Annotated in this window: 21 protein-coding genes; 16 read left to right on the plus strand and 5 right to left on the minus strand. The window is 61.2% G+C overall.

Annotated features, from left to right (window positions below):
• Positions 1 to 27 precede the first annotated feature (27 nt).
• The 15 genes from CUN63_RS10175 to CUN63_RS10245 all read left to right on the plus strand — a co-directional run bounded on the left by CUN63_RS10175 (position 28) and on the right by CUN63_RS10245 (position 14,629).
• The gene (locus CUN63_RS10175; RefSeq protein ID WP_129439120.1) at positions 28 to 762 is read left to right on the plus strand and encodes a glycosyltransferase family 2 protein; all 735 of its coding nucleotides are present in this window, start codon (positions 28 to 30) and stop codon (positions 760 to 762) included.
• A complete protein-coding gene (locus CUN63_RS10180) occupies positions 759 to 1,706 on the plus strand; it encodes a glycosyl transferase (RefSeq protein ID WP_129439121.1) in 948 nt (315 codons plus the stop codon). Before CUN63_RS10175 ends, CUN63_RS10180 begins: the two co-directional genes overlap by 4 nt.
• Positions 1,687 to 3,231 carry a histidine ammonia-lyase gene (gene hutH, locus CUN63_RS10185; protein ID WP_129439122.1) on the plus strand — a complete coding sequence of 515 codons (1,545 nt, stop codon included), beginning with the start codon at positions 1,687 to 1,689 and terminating at the stop codon, positions 3,229 to 3,231. The genes CUN63_RS10180 and hutH overlap by 20 nt, the downstream gene beginning before the upstream one ends.
• Complete coding sequence (locus tag CUN63_RS10190; protein ID WP_129439124.1) at positions 3,224 to 3,649, plus strand: thioesterase family protein; 426 nt, start codon at positions 3,224 to 3,226, stop codon at positions 3,647 to 3,649. Before hutH ends, CUN63_RS10190 begins: the two co-directional genes overlap by 8 nt.
• Positions 3,646 to 4,386 (plus strand): outer membrane lipoprotein carrier protein LolA, encoded by a 741-nt coding sequence (locus CUN63_RS10195; protein WP_256657687.1) that lies wholly within the window; start codon positions 3,646 to 3,648, stop codon positions 4,384 to 4,386. Before CUN63_RS10190 ends, CUN63_RS10195 begins: the two co-directional genes overlap by 4 nt.
• Positions 4,376 to 6,709: an MMPL family transporter gene (locus CUN63_RS10200; RefSeq protein WP_129439126.1), complete on the plus strand. Its 2,334-nt coding sequence runs from the start codon at positions 4,376 to 4,378 to the stop codon at positions 6,707 to 6,709. The genes CUN63_RS10195 and CUN63_RS10200 overlap by 11 nt, the downstream gene beginning before the upstream one ends.
• The gene (locus tag CUN63_RS10205) at positions 6,709 to 7,866 is read left to right on the plus strand and encodes a sodium:proton antiporter (protein ID WP_165353313.1); all 1,158 of its coding nucleotides are present in this window, start codon (positions 6,709 to 6,711) and stop codon (positions 7,864 to 7,866) included. The genes CUN63_RS10200 and CUN63_RS10205 overlap by 1 nt, the downstream gene beginning before the upstream one ends.
• Positions 7,853 to 9,100 carry an NAD(P)/FAD-dependent oxidoreductase gene (locus CUN63_RS10210; RefSeq protein WP_129439130.1) on the plus strand — a complete coding sequence of 416 codons (1,248 nt, stop codon included), beginning with the start codon at positions 7,853 to 7,855 and terminating at the stop codon, positions 9,098 to 9,100. The genes CUN63_RS10205 and CUN63_RS10210 overlap by 14 nt, the downstream gene beginning before the upstream one ends.
• Positions 9,097 to 9,822: a class I SAM-dependent methyltransferase gene (locus CUN63_RS10215; RefSeq protein ID WP_129439132.1), complete on the plus strand. Its 726-nt coding sequence runs from the start codon at positions 9,097 to 9,099 to the stop codon at positions 9,820 to 9,822. Before CUN63_RS10210 ends, CUN63_RS10215 begins: the two co-directional genes overlap by 4 nt.
• Positions 9,822 to 10,427 carry a hypothetical protein gene (locus CUN63_RS10220; protein ID WP_256657688.1) on the plus strand — a complete coding sequence of 202 codons (606 nt, stop codon included), beginning with the start codon at positions 9,822 to 9,824 and terminating at the stop codon, positions 10,425 to 10,427. The genes CUN63_RS10215 and CUN63_RS10220 overlap by 1 nt, the downstream gene beginning before the upstream one ends.
• A complete protein-coding gene (locus CUN63_RS10225) occupies positions 10,424 to 11,620 on the plus strand; it encodes a beta-ketoacyl-[acyl-carrier-protein] synthase family protein (RefSeq protein WP_129439136.1) in 1,197 nt (398 codons plus the stop codon). Before CUN63_RS10220 ends, CUN63_RS10225 begins: the two co-directional genes overlap by 4 nt.
• Complete coding sequence (locus CUN63_RS10230; protein WP_008149597.1) at positions 11,617 to 12,078, plus strand: hotdog family protein; 462 nt, start codon at positions 11,617 to 11,619, stop codon at positions 12,076 to 12,078. The genes CUN63_RS10225 and CUN63_RS10230 overlap by 4 nt, the downstream gene beginning before the upstream one ends.
• Entirely contained in the window at positions 12,075 to 12,803 is a 729-nt protein-coding gene (fabG, locus tag CUN63_RS10235; RefSeq protein ID WP_046045628.1) for a 3-oxoacyl-ACP reductase FabG, read from the plus strand. Before CUN63_RS10230 ends, fabG begins: the two co-directional genes overlap by 4 nt.
• Complete coding sequence (locus tag CUN63_RS10240) at positions 12,803 to 14,029, plus strand: beta-ketoacyl-ACP synthase (protein ID WP_129439138.1); 1,227 nt, start codon at positions 12,803 to 12,805, stop codon at positions 14,027 to 14,029. Before fabG ends, CUN63_RS10240 begins: the two co-directional genes overlap by 1 nt.
• Before the next feature lie 162 nt (positions 14,030 to 14,191).
• Positions 14,192 to 14,629: an excinuclease gene (locus tag CUN63_RS10245; RefSeq protein WP_129439140.1), complete on the plus strand. Its 438-nt coding sequence runs from the start codon at positions 14,192 to 14,194 to the stop codon at positions 14,627 to 14,629.
• Positions 14,630 to 14,672: 43 nt separating this feature from the next.
• Here the strand turns inward: CUN63_RS10245 and CUN63_RS10250 are convergent, their stop codons facing one another.
• From CUN63_RS10250 to CUN63_RS10260, 3 genes are all read right to left on the minus strand, one after another.
• Complete coding sequence (locus CUN63_RS10250) at positions 14,673 to 15,116, minus strand: DUF2846 domain-containing protein (protein ID WP_046053969.1); 444 nt, start codon at positions 15,114 to 15,116, stop codon at positions 14,673 to 14,675.
• 121 nt (positions 15,117 to 15,237) lie between these two features.
• The gene (locus tag CUN63_RS10255) at positions 15,238 to 15,504 is read right to left on the minus strand and encodes a DUF6124 family protein (protein ID WP_129439142.1); all 267 of its coding nucleotides are present in this window, start codon (positions 15,502 to 15,504) and stop codon (positions 15,238 to 15,240) included.
• Positions 15,505 to 15,850: 346 nt separating this feature from the next.
• Entirely contained in the window at positions 15,851 to 16,753 is a 903-nt protein-coding gene (locus CUN63_RS10260; protein ID WP_129439144.1) for a LysR family transcriptional regulator, read from the minus strand.
• Positions 16,754 to 16,871: 118 nt separating this feature from the next.
• Between CUN63_RS10260 and CUN63_RS10265 the strand changes: the two genes are divergently transcribed.
• Positions 16,872 to 18,146, plus strand: a complete 1,275-nt coding sequence (locus tag CUN63_RS10265; RefSeq protein ID WP_129439146.1) for an MFS transporter — start codon at positions 16,872 to 16,874, stop codon at positions 18,144 to 18,146.
• A 179-nt stretch (positions 18,147 to 18,325) separates the two neighbouring features.
• On the opposite strand, the gene hemE is transcribed toward CUN63_RS10265, so the two are convergent.
• Both hemE and CUN63_RS10275 read right to left on the minus strand, forming a co-directional pair.
• Entirely contained in the window at positions 18,326 to 19,393 is a 1,068-nt protein-coding gene (gene hemE / locus CUN63_RS10270) for a uroporphyrinogen decarboxylase (protein WP_129439148.1), read from the minus strand.
• A gap of 239 nt (positions 19,394 to 19,632) precedes the next feature.
• Positions 19,633 to 21,051 carry an FAD-dependent oxidoreductase gene (locus CUN63_RS10275; RefSeq protein ID WP_008149580.1) on the minus strand — a complete coding sequence of 473 codons (1,419 nt, stop codon included), beginning with the start codon at positions 21,049 to 21,051 and terminating at the stop codon, positions 19,633 to 19,635.
• Positions 21,052 to 21,081: the final 30 nt, after the last annotated feature.

Consider the following 21,081-nt stretch of genomic DNA (forward strand, 5'->3'; position numbering starts at 1 on the left):
ACCTCGGTCCTTCAGGTGAACACCAACATGCATAACCCCTGCGCAATCATCCCGGTCTACAACCACGAAACCGCCATCACCACGGTGGTTGATGCGGTACTCGCCAGCAGCCTGCCATGCATTCTCGTGGACGACGCCAGTAGCCCGGCCTGTGCAAAGGTCCTCGATCAACTGGCCCAGCGCGACAAGGTGTTCCTGATCCGGCTCGCCGCCAACCAGGGCAAGGGTGGCGCGGTCATGACCGGTTTTCGCGAAGCCTCGCGCCTGGGCTTCAGCCATGCCTTGCAGGTGGACGCCGACGGTCAGCATGATCTGCAAGACGTCCGGACCTTCATCGAACTGTCACGCGCCCATCCCGAGGCGGTGATCTGCGGCTATCCGCGATACGACGCCAGCGTGCCGAAAGGTCGCTTGTACGCCCGTTACCTGACTCACGTCATGGTCTGGATCAACACCCTGTCGTTGCAGATTCGCGATTCCATGTGCGGCTTCCGTGTCTATCCGTTGCCACCGACCCTGGCGCTGATCGATTCGGCGAAGATCGGCAAGCGCATGGACTTCGACTCGGACATTCTCGTACGACTGGCCTGGCGCAATCTCCCCATGCAATGGCTGCAAACCAAAGTCCATTACCCGCTGGATGGCGTCTCGCATTTCCGCCTGTTCTACGACAACGTACTGATTACGAGCATGCACACCCGGTTGTTCTTCGGCATGTTGCTGCGGGCGCCAGTGATTCTCTGGCGACGGTGGCGGGCATGAGCACTGACGCGGATAAAAAGCACTGGGCTGACCGCGAAGAGCGCGGCAGCTTCTGGCTGATGAAATTCACCGCACTCTGCGCCAAAGTGCTGGGCCGGCGGCTGCTGAGCCCGCTGCTGTACGGCATCGTTCTGTACTTTTTCCTGTTCGGGCGCAGCGCCCGTCACAGCGCCTGGCAATACCAGCAACGGCTCGCCGACTGGAGTGGTCGCAACGAATTGCGCCCGACCCATTGGCGAGTGTTCGGCCAGTTCATGGCCTTCGCCGACTCCATGCTCGACAAGCTCGACGTATGGAACGGCAAGTTGAGCATCGAGCAGATTGAAATCATCGACCCGGCCTTACTGCGCAATCAACTGCGCGGCACCCGCGGGCAGATGCTGGTGGGCGCCCATTTGGGCAATCTTGAGGTCTGCCGTGCTTTGGCGGAGATCGGCGAAAAAGTCACGATGAACGTGCTGGTACACACCAAGCACGCCGAACACTTCAACCGCTTGCTCGGCGAAGCCGGCGCGACCAATCTGCGGCTGATTCAGGTCAGCGAGCTGGACCCGCTGATCATGCTGCAACTCCATGAACGCCTGGAGCGCGGCGAGTGGCTGGCGATTGCCGGCGACCGCGTGCCGCTGCACGGTGGACGCAGCGTGACCGTGGATTTCCTCGGCCATCAAGCCGCGTTCCCTCAGGGGCCATGGTTGCTGGCCGGTCTGCTGAAATGCCCGATCAACCTGATGCTGTGCCTGAAGAAGCCGACGGGCGACTATCGACTGACCCTCGAACCGTTCGCCGAGGCCGTGGTGTGGAAGCGCAGCGACCGCGAGCAGGTCATTCATCAGTGGGCCTCCCGCTATGCCGAACGCTTGGGTCACTATTGCCTTGAAGCGCCCCAACAATGGTTCAACTTTTACCCTTTCTGGAAGACCGATGACGACGCCAACGCTTGAGCCGGTAACCTTCGGCGAACTCCCTTTGCGCATCGAAGACGTGCTGGCCCTGGCCAACCGTCAGGTGCCGACGCAGTTGCAAGGCGACCCTGCGTACCGCGAGCGTATCGCCAAGGGTGCGCGATTCCTGGACTCCCTGCTGGACAAGGAAGGCGTGATCTACGGCGTGACCACCGGTTACGGCGATTCTTGCGTGGTCGCGGTGCCGCTGCATCACGTCGAGGCGTTGCCCCGTCATTTGTATACGTTCCACGGCTGCGGTCTGGGCAAACTGCTCGATGCACAAGCCACTCGTGCGGTACTGGCGGCGCGTTTGCAGTCGCTGTGCCACGGCGTGTCCGGGGTGCGTGTGGAACTGCTGGAACGCCTGCAAGCCTTCCTCGAACACGACATTCTGCCGCTGATCCCGGAAGAAGGTTCGGTGGGTGCCAGCGGTGATCTGACGCCGTTGTCTTACGTCGCCGCGACCTTGTCCGGCGAGCGTGAAGTGATGTTCCGTGGTGAACGCTGGCAAGCTGCCGACGTACACCGCGAACTGGGTTGGGAACCGCTGGTACTGCGCCCGAAAGAAGCGCTGGCGCTGATGAACGGCACCGCTGTCATGACCGGTCTCGCGTGCCTGGCCTACGCCCGCGCCGATTACCTGCTGCAACTGGCCACGCGCATCACCGCGTTGAACGTGGTCGCCCTGCAAGGCAACCCCGAGCACTTCGACGAGCGCCTGTTCGCCACCAAACCGCATCCGGGGCAGATGCAAGTCGCCGCGTGGTTGCGCAAGGATCTGGCGATCGACGCGCCGACCGCGCCGCTGCATCGCCTGCAAGACCGCTATTCCCTGCGTTGTGCACCCCACGTCCTCGGCGTATTGGCCGACAGCCTGAACTGGCTGCGCTCGTTCATCGAGATCGAGCTCAACAGTGCCAACGACAACCCGATTATCGACGCCGAAGCCGAGCGCGTGCTGCACGGCGGGCACTTCTACGGCGGCCACATTGCGTTCGCCATGGACAGCCTGAAAAACCTGGTAGCCAACGTCGCCGATCTGCTCGATCGTCAACTCGCCCTGCTGGTGGACGAGCGTTACAACCATGGCCTGCCAAGCAACCTGTCCGGCGCCACCGCTGACCGGGCGATGCTCAATCACGGCTTCAAAGCCGTGCAGATCGGCACCAGTGCCTGGACCGCCGAAGCGCTGAAAAACACCATGCCGGCCAGCGTCTTTTCGCGTTCCACCGAGTGCCACAACCAGGACAAAGTGAGCATGGGCACCATCGCCGCCCGCGATGCGATCCGTGTGCTGGAACTGACCGAACAGGTTGCCGCTGCCACCCTGCTGGCCGCCAACCAAGGCGTCTGGCTGCGCAGCAAGGCCGAGGATGCCCGTCCATTGCCGCCCGCCCTGGCCGCCATGCACGAGGAGTTGGCCAAGGACTTCCCGCCGGTCATCGAAGACCGCGCGCTGGAAGGCGAACTGCGCCTGTGCCTGAAGCGTATTGCCGAGCAACACTGGAGGCTGCATGCGTAGCAAGGGAGTGCTTCACACCGATACGGAAATCCTCGTGCCGTTCTTTGATGTCGACACCATGAACGTTGTCTGGCACGGCCATTACATCAAATACCTGGAAGTCGCCCGCTGCGCGCTGCTGGACAAGATCGGCCACAACTACACGGCCATGGTCGAGTCGGGTTACGCGTGGCCAGTGATCGATCTGCAATTGCGTTATGTGCGCGGCGCCGTGTTCGGCCAAAAGCTGAACGTGCGCGCCAATCTGGTGGAATGGGAGAACCGTCTGAAGATCAGCTACCTGATCAGCGATTTGGAAACCGGCGAACGCTTGACCCGCGCCAGTTCCGTGCAGGTCGCCGTCGACATGAGCAGCCGCGAAATGCAGTTGGCCTCACCCAAGGTTTTCAGCGACGCTGTTGAAAGGATGCTCGCATGAACCTGCTGAAAACCCTCTGTAGCAGCTGCCGAGCCCGCGAGGCTGCGTTCGGCGGCGAAGCCGTCGCAAAACCTGCACATGCGGTACATCAGAAGAAACCCAGGGCGACTGCTGCGCAGCCGAACGCAGGCTTCGCCAGCTGCTACAGGATCGTGGCGGCGCTGGTATTAGCGCTGGGGTTTTCTTCGCTGGCGCAGGCTTTTGACTTGCAGCAGTTGAGCGATCAACTGGCCAAGCCAGACGTGATCCACGGCAATTTCATTCAGGAAAAACGCCTGCGCGCCCTGCCTCAGCCGCTGACCAGCAAGGGCACTTTCGTCCTCGCTAAAGACCACGGTTTGCTCTGGCTGTTGAAAACCCCGCTGCAACAGGACTACCGCATCAGCGCCAAAGGCATTGCCCGGCGTGACGCCAACGGTTGGCAAATGCTGCCGAGCAAGAGTGCCGGCGCCGAGCAGAACCGTTTGTTCCTCGCCGTACTGCAAGGCGACAGCAGTGGGCTGCAACGGGATTTCGAGCTTTCACTGAGCGGCGATGCCCAGAACTGGAAGCTGACGCTGACCCCGCGCTCCATGCTGCTCAAGCAGGTGTTCACTCAGATCAACATTGCCGGCGGCGAACTGGTGCACAGCATCGAGCTGCTCGAAACCCAAGGCGACAGCACGCTTTTGCGCATGCAGGACAGCACCCGCTTCCAACCGTTGAGCGACGCGGAGCAACACGACTTTGCCGAGTGAACGGAGTCTTCCGCGGCTGTTTCTGATCCTGCTGCTGGCGGTGTTCGCGCTCGCCGGTTGGCAATGGCGTGACGGCGCCCCGCTGTCGGCCAACCTGATGGAACTGGTGCCAGGCACGGCGCCGGACGCGCTGGAACTGCGCGCCGAACAACGCATGCAAGAACCGCTGAACCGCGAAATGCTGGTGCTGGTCGGCCACACCGATCGCCAGCAAGCCGTCGCGATGGCGCAGAAACTGGGTGAGCAATGGCAGGCGAGCGGCTTGTTCGAAAAGGTCCAGTGGAACCTGCAAGCCGACCTGCCGGCGCTGCGCACTCAATTGCTCAATGGCCGACTGGCAATGCTCTCAGCGGCCGACCGACAGCAACTGATCGAGCATCCCGATACCTTTATCCAGCAGCGAGTACAAGCGCTGTTCGACCCCTTCACCGGTTTCAGTCTGGTGCCGAGCCAGGATGACTGGCTGGGCCTGACCGGACGTATCCAGAATAGCCAGCCGCAGCACGGTTCGGTGCAACTGGACATCGGCAGCGGTGCGCTGGTCGCCGATGCCGACGGCAAGAGTTGGGTGTTGCTGCGCACGCGCACCACGGGCAACGCCTTCGACATGAACCTGCCGCTGCAAGTGGCCGACCTGCTCCAGCACAGCCGTGAACAAGCCGCTCAGGCAGACGTTCAACTGCTTGCCGCCAGCGGCTTGCTCTATGCGGCCAGTGGGCAAAAGCAAGCCACTCGGGAAATGACCTGGGTCGGGGGCGGCGCCACGGCGGGCATTCTATTGCTGTTGCTGCTGGCCTTCCGGCGCTGGCGGGTGTTGCTGGCCTTCGTTCCGGTGCTGGTCGGCATGCTCTTCGGTGCGGTGGCCTGTGTGGCGGTGTTCGGCCATATGCATGTGATGACGCTGGTGCTCGGTTCGAGTCTGATCGGCGTGGCGGTCGATTACCCGCTGCATTACCTGTCCAAGAGCTGGAGCCTGAAACCCTGGCACAGCTGGCCGGCCCTGCGCCTGACGTTGCCGGGCCTGACGCTGAGCCTGATCACCAGTTGCATCGGTTACCTGGCCCTGGCCTGGACACCGTTCCCGGCGCTGACCCAAATTGCCGTGTTCTCTGCCGCCGGTTTGCTCGGCGCTTATTTGTCCGCGGTGTGCCTGCTGCCGGCGCTGCTCAAGGGCACAGATTTGCGGCCAGCGCAGTGGCCGCTGCGGGTGTCCGAGTTTTTGCTGGGGCGCCGTGAAGCGTTGCTCAAACTCGCGAGTACGCCGGTGCTGCTGGCGCTGCTGATTGCCTTTTGTGTGGGCGGCCTGTTGCAGCTCGACACCAAAAACGACATTCGCCAGTGGGTCGGTGCACCGCAGCACCTGACTGACGAAGCACAAACCATTGCACGCATCACCGGCTATCAACCCACCAGCCAGTTCTTCCTGGTGCGCGCCGCCAATCAACAGCAACTGCTGGAACGCCAAACCGCGCTGAACGAGCGGCTGGATCAGTTGGTCAACCTGGAAAAACTCCAGGGTTATCTGTCGCTCAATCAATTGGTCAGCCAACCCACCGAACAGCGGCAAGTGCGCGAAGCGTTGAACAAGTTGCCGCAATTCTGGCAACCGCTACTCGATGTCGGCGTGCCGGCCGAGGCGCTGCAAGCAGAGCTCACGAAGTTGCAGGCACTGCCCACCGAAGACATCGACGCGGCGCTGGTCGGTCCGTTGGCGGAACCCTACCGCGCGCTGTGGCTGGGACCGACCGATGACGGCGTAGCGGCGATGGTCAGTCTGCAAGGCCTGAACAACCCCTCTCTGCTACGCGTCCAGGCGCTGGATTTGCCGGGCGTGGAACTGGTGGATCGCCTTGGTGAGTTGAACAAAGTGTTCGCCGACACCCAGATCAGTGCCGCAGAGTTGAAACTCGCTTCCAGTGTGCTGATCGTGCTGGTGCTGATCCTGCCGTTCGGCTTCGGCGGCGCGCTGCGGATCGTCGCCCTACCGCTGCTGGCTGCGCTGTGCAGCCTGGCCAGTCTCGGCTGGATGGGGCAACCGCTGACGCTGTTCAGTCTGTTCGGCCTGCTGCTGGTGACGGCCATCAGCGTCGATTACGCGATCCTCATGCGTGAACAGGTCGGCGGCGCTGCCGTGAGCCTGCTGGGCACCTTGCTGGCGGCGCTGACCACGTGGCTGTCGTTCGGCTTGCTGGCGGTGTCCAGCACGCCGGCGGTGAGCAATTTCGGTCTGTCGGTGAGCCTGGGTCTGGCCTTCAGCTTCATTCTTGCGCCGTGGGCCGGACGCCAGGTTCACGCCGCCCCGGTCACGGAGTCAGCCACATGATGATCGCCGTGTTCTGGGTCATGGCCCTGGCGCTGTTCGCCGTGGCCACCCGTGTCGGTCGTCACTTCGGCGTAATCCCGATCGTCAGCCAGTTGCTGCTGGCCACCTTCGGCCTGCCGCTGCTGATGTACTTCTGGATCGAACCCCAGTGGCAATTGAGCGGCGCCGCACTGGTCGCGCCGGCCTGGCTGAAAAACCTCTACAGCCTGAGCTTTGCGTTGTTGCTGGGGCACATTCTCAGTGACGTGATTGACCTGCGACTCGACCGTCAGAGCCTGAAAATCGCCCTGCCGAGTTTCTCCCTTCCGTTTGCCTGCGGCCTCGCGACAGCGGTCTGGCTGTTACCGCCGCAACCGTGGATCAGTTCACTGGCGGTCGGTCTGGTGTTCGCCATCACCGCGATCCCGGTGTTGTATCTGTACCTGCGGCACATCAAGTACCCGCCTGCCGCTACCCGGCGACTGGTGCAGACCGCGATCCTCATCGACCTCACTTGCTGGACCCTGTTCGCCATCGCCCAGGGCAGCCTGCACCTGAGCAGCCTCTTGCTGCCGCTGGCCGGCGCCTGCCTGCCGTTGCTGCTGCGTCTGCTCCGATTGCGCCAACCGTTGCTGCACAGCGGTTGCTTCTTCGCACTGCTGGTCGTGGCGGAACACTTCAAGCTCAATGCGCTGATTTTCGGCATCGGTTACCTGCTGTGGATGGCCGCGCTCAAAGTGCCGCTGGTGCTGCCGTTGCCGGTGATCTGGATGAGTCATTTGCAGACGTATATCGCGATCCCGCTGATCCTCACGTTCGGCATCGTGCAAATCAACGTCCACGCGGCCATGGCCAGCCTTGGCTGGGTCCAACTGAGCGCACTGCTGCTGTTCCCGATTGCCAGTAAACTGCTGGGCAACTGGCTGGGCCTCGGCTGGGCCGGCGCCTCGTTTGAAGGCGCCAGTCGCTGGCGGGAAAGTGTCTTGCTGAATATTCGTGGCTTGAGCGAGATCGTCTTTCTCAACCTGCTGCTGCAACAACAACTCATCAGCCCGGCGCTGTACTTCGCGCTGATGGTGATGGGCCTGATCGCGACACTGCTGCCGGCACTCGCCGGCATGCACCGACCCCCTCTGAACATCGCCATCCCGGCAAGGAGCCCCCGTGCCAACAGTTGAAATGGAACATCGCCAGGTCGTGGTGATCGGTGCAGGTCCATCGGGCGCCATCGCCGCCGCGCTGCTCAAGCGCAAGGGTCACGACGTATTGATGATCGAACGCCAGCATTTCCCACGGTTTTCCATCGGTGAAAGCCTGTTGTCCCACTGCCTGGATTTTGTCGAAGAAGCCGGCATGCTCGAGGCGGTGAACGCCGCCGGATTCCAGTTGAAAAACGGTGCGGCATTCGCCTGGGGCGAGCAATACAGCGCCTTTGATTTCGGCGAGACTTTCAGCAACGGCAAGCCGACCACCTTCCAGGTCCTGCGCGCCGATTTCGACAAGCTGCTGGCCGATCAGGCCGCGCTGCAAGGCGTCGACGTTCGTTACGGCGAAGCCATCGTCAGCGTCGATTTCACCCTGCCGAAACCGCAGCTCGACGTGCTTCGCGAAGACGGCAGCCAGTACCGCGTCGAAGCCGATTTCGTGCTGGATGCCAGCGGCTACGGGCGTGTGCTGCCACGCTTGCTCGACCTTGAAGCACCGTCGGATTTCCCGGTGCGCCAGGCCGTGTTCACCCACGTCGAAGACCACATCGACAACCCGGCCTTCGAGCGGGAAAAAATCCTCATCACCACTCATCCGATCCACCGCGACATCTGGTTCTGGACCATCCCGTTCAGCAACGGCCGTTGTTCGGTGGGCGTGGTTGCGGCAGCCGAACACTTCGAAGGCCGCATGGAGAATCTGGACGATTGCCTGCGAGGGTTTATCGCTGAAACCCCAAGCCTGGCCGGCGTGTTGAACAACGCCGTGTGGGATACGCCGGCTCGAACCATCGGCGGCTACTCGGCCAACGTCAAAACGCTCCACGGGCCAGGCTTTGCCTTGCTTGGCAACGCGGCGGAATTTCTCGACCCGGTGTTCTCCTCTGGCGTGACCATCGCCATGCGCTCGGCGAGCATGGCCGCCGCGGTTCTGCATCGCCAACTGCAAGGCGAACGTGTCGATTGGCAGACTGAGTTCGCCATCCCGCTCAAGCGCGGCGTCGACACGTTCCGTTGCTACGTTGAAGGCTGGTACGCCGGGACGTTCCAGGATGTGATTTACCATGAGGGCGGCTCGCCCGATATTCGCCGCATGATCAGCTCGATCCTCGCCGGTTATGCCTGGGACGAGCGTAATCCGTTCGTCGCCGAACCCAAGCGCCGGCTGCGGATGCTCTCGGAGCTCTGTGCAAGGGACGCCACATGAGCTACTTGAGCGACACCTACGTCGAAGAAACCCGTTTCGGTTTCTGGTTCCTGCGCAGCCACACCTGGCAGCACCATGTACTGCGAGTGGCAATCACCGATTTGCGTAGCCTGTTCAGCGAAACCCCGCCGAGCAACCCGGTGCTGCTGGATGCCGGTTGCGGTCAGGGCAAATCGTTCCAGTACCTGCGCCAGACCTTTGCCCCCCAGCGCCTGATCGGTCTGGACGCCGACCCTCACAGCCTGAACCTGGCCGGCGAAGAAGCCGTCCGTCAGGGCATGGCGGTGGAGTTGACCGGCAGCGACTGCGCGAGCATCAACGTCCCGGACGCCAGCGTCGACCTGCTGTTCTGTCACCAGACCTTCCACCATCTGGTGCAGCAGGAACAGGCTCTGGCCGAGTTCTACCGCGTGCTCAAGCCCGGTGGCTATCTGCTGTTCGCCGAATCGACCGAGGCTTACATTGATACCTGGGTGATCCGCTGGTTGTTCCGTCATCCGATGCACGTGCAGAAGAGCGCCGCCGGGTATCTGGACATGATTCGTCAGCAGGGTTTCGAACTCGGCCCGGAAAACGTGTCTTATCCATACTTGTGGTGGAGCCGCGCCAAGGATTTCGGCCTGTTTGAACGCTTGGGTCTGCGCCAGCCAAAGCCCTTCGGCCAACGGGAAGAAACCTTGGTCAATGTGGTCGCGCGCAAACCTCTTGAAGGTGCTGTTTGATGTCTAGCGTAATTCAAACCTGTGGGAGCGGGCTTGCTCGCGAATGCGATGGGCCAGCCACCTCCAATGCTGGATGTGCCAACGCCATCGCGAGCAAGCTCGCTCCCACAGGGTGTGCGGTGGTGCTGCGCTTCCTGCTTTTGGGTTGCGTCCTGTTGCTGAGCGCCTGCGCCAGTCGGGCGCCGCTGCCCGAGCAAACCCCGAACCTGTCGTTGCCGCTGCAATTGCACATCCAGCGTCTGGTGGCCGATCAACGGCAGGACTGGGTGCTGGTGATACAGCGTGAAGGCCTAGGCATTCGCTGGTCGATGATGGACTTGCTGGGCATTCCACAGGCACGTCAGAAACTGGTCGACGGCGAGTGGCAGGCTGACGGTCTGCTGCCGCCCAATCCGGAAGCGCGAGAGCTGTTCGCCGCGCTGCTGTTTGTGCTGACCCCCAAAGATGAACTGTCGGGCAACTATCCCGCCGCGTGGCAGCATGGCTCGCAACGATCCTTGCCAGCGCACTGGGAAGTCCGCTACTCACAACCCATGAGCTTTGAATTGAACCTGCCCAAAGGCCCGAAATATCAAGTCACGCCGCTCAGCGGGGACGCGCCATGACGGCCTACCTGAATGCCCTCGGGGTGATCTGCGCCCTGGGCCGTGACAAGTCCGAAGTCGCTCGCAACCTGTTTGCCGGTGACTGTTCGGGCATGCGCAATGAGGCTGGCTGGGTGGCGGAACGGTCGTTGCCCGTGGCCGCGGTCCGCGGCGAACTGGCGCCGATCCCGGCTGAGCTTGCGCCGCAAGACACTCGTAATAATCAATTGCTGCTGGAAGCCGCGCTGCAAATTCGCGAAGACATCGACCAGGCGATCCAGACCTACGGCCGCGACCGCATCGGTATCGTTCTGGGCACCAGCACCTCGGGCATCGACGAAGCCAGTCGCGGCCTGGCCCATTACATCCGCGAGCATCAGTTCCCGGCCGATTACGACTATCAGCAACAGGAGCTCGGCGCTCCGGCGAACTTCCTTGCCGACTGGCTGCAACTGAGCGGCCCGGCCTATGTGATCTCCACGGCCTGCACCTCCAGCGCCCGAGCGCTGATGAGTGCTCAGCGACTGCTGGACCTGGGCATTTGCGATGCGGTGCTGTGCGGCGGTGTCGACAGCCTGTGCAAGCTGACCCTCAATGGGTTCTCGGCGCTGGAAGCGGTGTCCGGGCAACGCTGCAACCCGTTTTCTGTGAACCGTAACGGCATCAACATTGGCGAAGCGGCGGTGCTGTTTTTGATGAGCAAAAATGTCGGCGACAGCCAGCCGATTGCCCTGCTCGGCAGTGGCGCCAGCTCCGATGCGCATCACATTTCTGCGCCGGAACCGACCGGCCGTGGCGCCCTGCAAGCGATGCGCAAAGCCTTGAGCCGAGCACAACTGCAACCGCAACAGATCGATTACCTGAACCTGCACGGCACCGCCACCCAACACAACGACGCCATGGAAAGCCTGGCGGTGGCGACGTTGTTCCCGACGGGTGTGCCGTGTTCGTCGACCAAACCCATGACCGGCCACACCCTCGGTGCGGCCGGCGCTCTGGAAGCGGCGTTCTGCTGGTTGAGCCTGAGTGCAGGCAATCGCGAGCACGCCCTGCCGCCTCACGTCTGGGACGGCCAACCGGATCCCAAATTGCCAGCTCTGAATTGGGTGACCCCGGCCGATCGCCTGACGTCCATTGCACCTCGCTATCTGATGAGCAATTCCTTTGCCTTCGGTGGTAACAACGTCAGCCTGATTATCGGAGACGCCCCATGATTGACTGGCCGATCGCCGAACTGCTGCCGCACGCTGGCGACATGATCTTTATCGAGCAGATCCTGTCGTTCGATGACGAGCAGATTTACACCCGCCTCACGGTCAAACCCGATGGCCTGTTCAACCGCCCGGACGGCAGCCTGCCGGCCTGGGTCGGCATCGAACTGATGGCCCAGAGCGTCGCCGCCTACGCCGGTTGCCATGCGCGCCAGCGTGGCGATGCGGTGGAGCTGGGGTTTCTGCTCGGCACCCGCAAATTCGAATGCAACGTCGAGCACTTCCCTGCTGGCACCGAGCTGACCATCCACGGCATCCGCTCGCTGGAAGACGACAACGGCATGGGCGTGTTCGAATGCCACATCACCGCGCCCGGCATTCACGCCACCGCTCGTCTGAACGTGTTCCGTCCGCCTCAGGCTGCTCAATACCTTCATGAAACCCAAGGAACCCAGCCATGACTGAATCCGTACTGATCACCGGTTCCAGCCGTGGCATCGGCCGCGCCATCGCTTTGCGTCTGGCCCAGGCCGGGCATGACATCGTGCTGCATTGCCGCAGCGGCCTGGCGGACGCTGAAGCCGTGAAGGCCGAAATCGAAGCCTTGGGGCGCAACGTGCGCATTCTGCAATTCGACGTGTCCGATCGCGCCAACTGCAAAGCCATTCTCGAAGCCGACGTGGAAACCCACGGCGCCTATTACGGCGTGGTGCTGAACGCCGGCCTGACGCGCGACGGTGCTTTTCCGGCCTTGAGCGAAGATGATTGGGACGTGGTGATGCGCACCAACCTCGACGGTTTCTACAACGTGCTGCACCCGGTGATGATGCCGATGATTCGTCGTCGCGCGGCCGGGCGGATTGTTTGCATCACCTCGGTTTCCGGGTTGATCGGCAACCGTGGCCAGGTCAACTACAGCGCTTCCAAGGCCGGTTTGATCGGCGCGGCGAAGGCGTTGGCGATCGAGTTGGGCAAGCGCAAAATTACCGTTAACTGTGTCGCACCCGGCTTGATCGACACCGCGATGCTCGATGAAAACGTGCCGGTGGAAGAAATGATGAAAATGATCCCCGCACAACGCATGGGCACCCCGGAAGAGGTGGCCAGCGCGGTGAATTTCCTGATGTCGGCGGAAGCGTCGTACATCACCCGGCAGGTTCTGGCCGTCAACGGAGGCCTGTGCTGATGAAGCGCGTCGTCGTCACCGGCATGGCCGGCATCACCTCGCTGGGTAGCGATTGGGACACCATCGCCGCTAACTTTGCGGCCCACCGCAGCGGCATACGCCGCATGGACGAGTGGGATCGTTTCACCGAACTCAACACGCGCCTCGCGGGGCCGATCGACGACTTCAAAGTGCCGAGCCACTGGACCCGCAAGCAATTGCGCAGCATGGGCCGCGTCTCGCGCCTGGCGGTCGGCGCGGCAGAACAGGCATTGGCCGATGCCGGGCTGTTGGGTGACCCGTCGATCAAGGACGGGCGCATGGGCGTTTCCTGCGGCTCATCCACCGGCAGCACCGACGAGATCAAGGCGTTCGGCAACATGCTGCTCAACTCGGTGGCCGAGGGCCTGAACGCCAACTCCTATGTGCGCATGATGCCGCACACCACGGCGGCGAATATCAGCATCTTCTTCGGCATTACCGGCCGATTGATCCCGACCTCCAGCGCTTGCACCAGCGGCAGTCAGGGCATCGGTTATGCCTACGAGTCGGTCAAGTTTGGTCGCCTGCCATTGATGCTCGCCGGCGGTGCCGAAGAACTGTGCCCCACCGAAGCCATGGTCTTCGATGCGCTCTACGCCACCAGCCTGAAAAACGATGCGCCGCAAACTTCCCCACGCCCCTACGACAGCGGCCGCGATGGCCTGGTGATCGGCGAAGGCAGCGGCATGCTGGTGCTCGAAGAACTCGAACACGCATTGGCTCGCGGTGCGCACATCCACGCCGAACTCGTCGGTTTCGGCAGCAACGCCGACGGCCAGCACGCCACCCGCCCAGAGCAGGTCACCATGCGCCGGGCCATGGAGCTGGCGCTGGAAGACGCCGGGCTGAAGCCTTCTGACATCGGCTACGTGAACGGTCACGGCACCGCGACTGAACAGGGCGACATTGCCGAAACACTGGCAACGAGCGCGTTGTTCGGCGAGCACATGCCGATCAGCTCGCAAAAGAGCTTCCTTGGCCACACCCTCGGAGCCTGCGGTGCGCTGGAATCCTGGTTCAGCATCGAAATGATGAACCGCGACCTGTACGTCCACACCCTCAACCTCGACGACGTCGACCCGCACTGCGGCAAACTCGATTACCTGCGCGGCGAGTTCCGGCAGATGAGCAACCAGTACGTGATGAACAATAATTTTGCGTTTGGTGGGGTTAATACTTCGCTGATCTTTCGGCGTTGGTCGTAACAGGGAAGTAGGTGATTGATCATTCCCACGCAGGAGCGGGGGAAGGATCAGTCAATCCCATCTACACTCGCTGAATCAGACCGCATGCACCCAGCCTGCTCGAACCGAAAACGCTGATACGTCGCATGACTCGCGGTTCTCTTTCACGTCAAGGAGATGACCATGCAAGTGAAAGCCCTGATCGCCGCGTTACTGTTCGGCCTGCTGCCCAGTGCCAGCCAGGCGACCAATCTGATGTACATGCCTTTTGAGACAGTCCTGTCCAATGCGATCCGCGCCGGGCGGCTCGATGGCAGCGTGAGGTTCTACCTGGCCGGCAACGGACCGACGGAGCACCTTCAAGTGTTGCGCACGAATGTCGTCAGCGACTGGCCCACCAATGCCTCCAACAAGAGCGATTTCGATGCCTGTGAGTGGGCAGTGCAATCGACGTTGATCGAGTTGCAAGCAGAGGCAAAGCGAGTCGGGGCGAATGCTGTGACCAACATCGTGAGTTATTACGATCAGCATGTGCGCCAAGACCTGAACACCTATGAGTGCCGGGCCGGAGTGTTTGTGGCGCGAGTAGCGTTGCGCGGGGATTTGGTACAGGTGCAGTGAACGGGACCACCCCCGCGATTTACGCAGGGGGTCGCCCAGTCGCTTACTGAGCTTGAATCAATTTGCTTTCAGCGACGCCAGCGCGGCCTGTCTTGTCGTCGACGACTTGCAGGTTGTTGCGCGCCTTGATGAAGCCCACTTTCACTTCCTGCCAGACAAAGTAGTTCTTGCCGGCTTCTGCGGTGAGTTTCAGTTCAGAATCGTTTTCCGCCGAAGACACCAGGGTCTGTTGACCGGCCGGGACGGATAACATCAGGTAAGACTTGGCGACGGTTTGCCCTACTGGCTTGCCATTGAGTGCCACCGGCATTTTCACGCCTGCACCCATACTCTCGTTGCGATAAACGTAGATATTGGCTTTGTCCGGGGTGACCTGAAAGGTCTTGGCCTGAGCGTCCTGGCTTTCATCCGCCATTTTTACCGAAGCACAACCACCGGTCAGAGCGGTCAACGCCAGCAAAGCGGTGAAGGTTAACTGCTTGAACATCCTGTATCTCCATTGTTTTGATGAGTCCCACGACAGTTGTCGGCCGTACCCAACAAAACCTTGAAGCTCAATGGCATCGTAACCGCCCCTCTGATCTTCCTGCGCTGATCAGTTACGTCGCTCAGCGTGGATCGAGGTTATCCAGCACCCGGTTCACCGCCAGTTCTCCCAGCATGATCGACTGCTGAATCCCCAGCAGTGTGTTGCTTTGTGATCCTTTCAGGTACCTCGCGAAATCGCTCGCCATGACATTCGCTGATGCCAGCGATTCACAGGCGTATTCCAGAAGGGTTTGATTGTCGACTTCGGGGGCGATGAGGAAGATTGTACTGGGTTGGCGTGGAGCGTCCGGATCGGTGCCCGGTGGATTTTCTGTTGTATTGGTCATGCTTCGGCCTCCAAAAAAGTGGAGCCGTCACCGAGTGTTATTAAACAAAAGGGTGGCAGCTGTACGCAGGTTAGTAGACCGGGGACACACGAAACCGGCGCGCCCGAAGGCGCCCTGCGCATAGCTGCCATCAAGGGCAGGTATAGAAATACCTGCCTATCTGGAGCGCAAATGCGCTTCGTATGACCACGGGCTACTAAACCCGATCACTGACAATCAGTGACGCGAATCAAGTTACCGACGGCCCCCAAGGCGCACAAGCCGGCGGATTCTGGGCTAGTCGTAGGCCCTGCCGCAAGGCGCTGTAGCCTCCCGGAATATAGCTTCGGAAATGTCCGACAAGACATCACGATTTCAGCGGCTCAACCTTACGCGTCAACAACTCCACAAACGCCCTGGCCATTGGCGACTTCTGATCCTTACGCTGCACCAGCCACACTGCCGACACCGCCTCTGGATCGAGCAGAGGCCGATAGACCACCCCTTCGATGCGCATCCGCTGATAGGACGCCGGCAGCACGGATACACCCAACCCCGCCGCCACCAGACCAATGATCGTCATCGCCTCGCCCGCCTCCTGTGCAAAGTGCGGACTAAACCCCGCATCCCGCGCCAGGCTGAGCAATTGCGCGTACAGACCACTGCCATAACTGCGTGGGAAAAATACGAAGGGTTCGAGCGCCAGAGCTGACAGAAACAAGCCTTCTTCGCTACCGGTCACCAACGGATGCTTCGAGCTGAGCACCGCCACCAGCGGCTCACGCATCAACTCCACCACGCTGAGCGAGTCCGGCAACCCAAGCGGCCGCATGATCCCGACTTCAATCGACTCATCCACCAACGCATCGGCGACCTGGGTGCTGCTCATCTCCCGCAGGTTCAGGTGCACCGCCGGAAATCGTTGGCGAAACGAAAAAATCGCCTGTGGAATGGTCGAGTTGAACGGCGCCGACGAGGTGAAGCCGATCTTCAGTTCGCCCAATTCACCCAACTGCGCACGCCGTGCAACATCCGCCGCCTTGTCGACCTGCGCCAACACCAGCCGCGCCTCTTCCAGAAACAGCCGACCGGCTTCACTGAGTTCGACCCGACGATTGGTCCGCTCGAACAACCGCGCGCCCACCTCTTGCTCCAGCGCCTGAATCTGCTGGCTCAGGGGTGGTTGCGAGATGCCCAGCACCTGGGCGGCGCGGCCGAAGTGCAGTTCTTCGGCAACAGCAATGAAGTAGCGCAGGTGACGCAATTCCATGAAAACTCCATTAGGTCGTTAAACCTATCAAACAGGTCGAACAATATATTGGATTGAATCATTAGGCAGCTATATGCTTTTTTCATTGCCTGACCGGCTGCGTCCTCCGAGGTCCGAAGTGAAAACTGCTGTCGCTCCACTTGCCCATGAAGTTCCGCCCGCAGCGGTGGACGATGTTGTCGCCGAACTAAAGGAGATCTACATCGAAAAAGGCACACCGATGTTCATGCGCACGGTGTTGGCGCTGTTCTCCGGCGGCTTCGCGACCTTCGCTCTGCTGTATTGCGTGCAGCCGATGATGCCGCTGCTGTCCCATGAGTACTCCATCAACGCGGCGCAGAGCAGTCTGATCCTGTCGGTCGCCACCGGTATGCTCGCCATTGGTCTGCTGATCACCGGCCCGATTTCTGATCGCATCGGGCGCAAACCGGTGATGGTCGCCGCGCTGTTCGCCGCCGCGCTCTGCACAATCGCCAGCTCAATGATGCCGAACTGGCACGGTGTATTGGTGATGCGCGCGCTGATAGGGTTGTCGTTGAGCGGTCTGGCAGCGGTCGCCATGACTTACTTGAGCGAAGAGATCCATCCACAGCACATCGGTCTGGCCATGGGTTTGTACATCGGCGGCAACGCGATTGGCGGGATGTGCGGACGCTTGATCACTGGCGTGTTGATCGACTTCGTCAGCTGGCACACGGCGATGCTGGTGATCGGCGGCCTGGCGCTGATCGCGGCGGCGGTGTTCTGGAAAATTCTTCCCGAGTCGCGCAACTTCCGCGCCCGTTCATTACACCCGCGCAGCTTGATTGACGGCTTCACCATGCACTTTCGCGACGCCGGCCTGCCGCTGCTGTTCCTTGAAGCTTTTGTGCTGATGGGCGCGTTCGTCACCCTCTTCAACTACATCGGTTATCGCCTGCTGGCCGAGCCGTACCACATGGATCAGGCCTTCGTCGGGCTGCTCTCGGTGGTGTATCTGTCGGGTATCTACAGCTCAGCGAAAATCGGCTCGTTGGCCGACAAACTAGGCCGGCGCAAAGTGCTTTGGGCGACGATCGTCCTGATGCTCGCAGGCCTTGCACTGACCATGTTGACGCCGCTGCCGGTGGTGATCATCGGGATGCTGATCTTCACCTTCGGCTTTTTCGGCGCCCATTCGGTGGCGAGTAGCTGGATTGGGCGTCGGGCGATCAAAGCCAAGGGGCAGGCGTCGTCGCTGTACTTGTTCAGCTACTACGCAGGGTCGAGCATCGCCGGGACGGCGGGCGGGGTGTTCTGGCACATGGGGGGGTGGAACGGGATCGGGTTGTTCATTGGCGGGTTGCTGGTGATTGCGCTGCTGGTGGCGTTGAAACTGGCGAAGTTGCCACCGCTGGAAAATGTGAAGGCGTGACGCACAACCCTGTGGTAGCGGCGGTGCGACTTGCTCGCGAAAGCGGTGGGTCAGTCGGCATCGATGTTGAATGATCAACCGCTTTCGCGAGCAAGCCCGCTCCCACATTGACCGTGTACGATCTGGTACCTCATACAAAAACGCCCGGCACAAGCCGGGCGTTTTTTATTGGGCGACGATCACTCGTGATACTGCGCCGACAGTTCATGCACCGCGCGCAGGAAGGCGCCGGCGTGTTCCGGGTCGACTTCAGGCGTAATGCCATGGCCGAGGTTGAACACGTGACCGCTGCCTTTGCCATAGCTGGCGAGGATGCGGCCGACTTCGGTACGAATCGCTTCCGGCTTGGCGTACAGCACGGTTGGGTCCATGTTGCCTTGCAGCGCGACTTTGCTGCCGACGCGATCACGGGCGTTGCCGATGTCGCAGGTCCAGTCCAGGCCGAGGGCATCAGCGCCAGCATCGGCGATGCTTTCGAGCCACAGGCCGCCGTTCTTGGTGAACAGAATGACCGGCACCTTGCGCCCTTCGTGTTCGCGGATCAGGCCGCTGACGATTTTGCGCATGTAGGCCAGGGAGAATTCCTGGTACGCCGCCGCCGAAAGGCTGCCGCCCCAGCTGTCGAAGATCTGCACCGCTTGCGCGCCGGCCATGATCTGGCCGTTGAGGTAGCTGGTGACCGTCTGCGCGAGCTTGTCCAGCAGCAGGTGCAAGGCTTGCGGGTTGTCGTAGAGCATGGTTTTGGTCTTGCGGTAGTCTTTCGACGAGCCGCCTTCGACCATGTAGGTGGCCAGGGTCCATGGGCTGCCTGCGAAGCCGATCAGCGGCACGCGGCCGTTCAGTTCGCGGCGGATGGTGCTGACCGCGTCCATGACGTAGCCCAGGTCTTTGTGCGGATCAGGAATCGGCAGCGCTTCGATGTCAGCCATCGTGCTGATGACTTTCTTGAAGCGCGGACCTTCACCGGTTTCGAAGTACAGGCCTTGGCCCATAGCGTCCGGGATGGTCAGGATGTCGGAGAAAAGGATCGCCGCGTCCAGTTGTGGGTAGCGGTCGAGCGGCTGCATCGTGACTTCGCAAGCGAACTCCGGGTTCATGCACAGGCTCATGAAGTCACCGGCCTTGGCACGGCTGGCGCGGTATTCCGGCAGGTAGCGACCGGCCTGACGCATCATCCAGACAGGCGTGACGTCTACGGGTTGCTTGAGCAGGGCGCGAAGGAAACGGTCGTTCTTCAGGGCAGTCATGTCGGCATCCGGAAAAAAAGTGCGGGCATTTTCTCAGAGCGCGACGCAAAAGGCACGGCAAGAGCCGTGCCTTTTGTCTATCGGGTCAATTTGTCGCGGTGAATGCGGTCGTCCTGACATCCAGAAACCAATGTGGGAGCGAGCTTGCTCGCGATGAGGGCTTCACATTCAACATCTCTGCTGACTGATCCACCGCTATCGCGAGCAAGCTCGCTCCCACAGGGTTTTGCAGCGTTTGGTTAGACGCCCAGGTAATCCAGGATCCCTTCGGCGGCATTACGGCCTTCGAAGATCGCCGTCACCACCAGGTCAGAACCGCGAACCATGTCGCCACCGGCGAAGATTTTCGGGTTGCTGGTCTGGTGCTTGTACTGACCTTGCTCCGGGGCTACAACGCGGCCCTGGCTGTCGGTCTGGATGCTGTGCTGTTCGAACCACGACGCCGGGCTCGGACGGAAACCGAACGCGATGACCACGGCATCAGCCGGGATGATCTCTTCGGAACCCGGAATCGGCTCGGGGCTGCGACGACCACGGGCGTCCGGTTCGCCGAGACGGGTCTCGACCACCTTCACGCCTTCGACGCGGTCTTCACCGACGATCGCGATTGGCTGGCGGTTATAGAGGAATTTCACGCCTTCTTCCTTGGCGTTTTTCACCTCTTTGCGCGAGCCCGGCATGTTCGCTTCGTCACGACGATAAGCGCAGGTCACCGACTTGGCGCCCTGGCGAATCGACGTACGGTTGCAGTCCATCGCCGTGTCGCCGCCACCCAATACCACGACCTTCTTGCCTTTCATGTCGACGAAATCTTCCGGCGACTTTTCAAAGCCCAGGTTGCGATTGACGTTGGCGATCAGGAAGTCGAGCGCGTCATGCACGCCCGGCAAATCTTCACCGGCAAAGCCGCCCTTCATGTAGGTGTAGGTGCCCATGCCCATGAACACGGCATCGTATTCTTCGAGCAGTTGCTCGACGGTCACGTCCTTGCCCACTTCGGTGTTCAGGCGGAACTCGATGCCCATGCCGGTGAAGACTTCGCGACGATTGCTCAGCACGGTCTTTTCCAGCTTGAACTCGGGGATGCCGAAGGTCAGCAGACCGCCGATTTCCGGGTTCTTGTCGAACACCACCGGGGTCACGCCGCCGCGTACCAGCACGTCGGCACAGCCCAGGCCTGCCGGGCCTGCGCCGATCACCGCAACACGCTTGCCGGTCGGTATGACCTTGGACATGTCCGGGCGCCAGCCCATGGCGAACGCGGTGTCAGTGATGTACTTCTCGACCGAACCAATAGTCACCGCGCCGAAACCGTCGTTGAGGGTGCAGGCACCCTCGCACAGACGATCCTGCGGGCACACCCGGCCGCAGACTTCCGGCAGGGTGTTGGTCTGGTGCGACAGCTCGGCAGCCTGGAGGATATTGCCCTCGGCCACCAGCTTCAGCCAGTTCGGAATGAAGTTGTGCACCGGGCACTTCCATTCGCAATACGGGTTACCGCAACCCAGGCAGCGGTGGGCCTGATCGGCCGAATGCTGGGGTTTGAAGGGTTCGTAGATCTCCACGAACTCTTTCTTGCGTTGACGCAACAGTTTCTTCTTCGGATCCTTGCGCCCGACATCGATGAACTGGAAGTCGTTATTCAGACGTTCAGCCATTGTTAAAACCTCATCAAACTCTTCAGGCGC

It is taken from the genome of Pseudomonas sp. ACM7, assembly GCF_004136015.1.
Lineage (GTDB): Bacteria > Pseudomonadota > Gammaproteobacteria > Pseudomonadales > Pseudomonadaceae > Aquipseudomonas > Aquipseudomonas frigoris.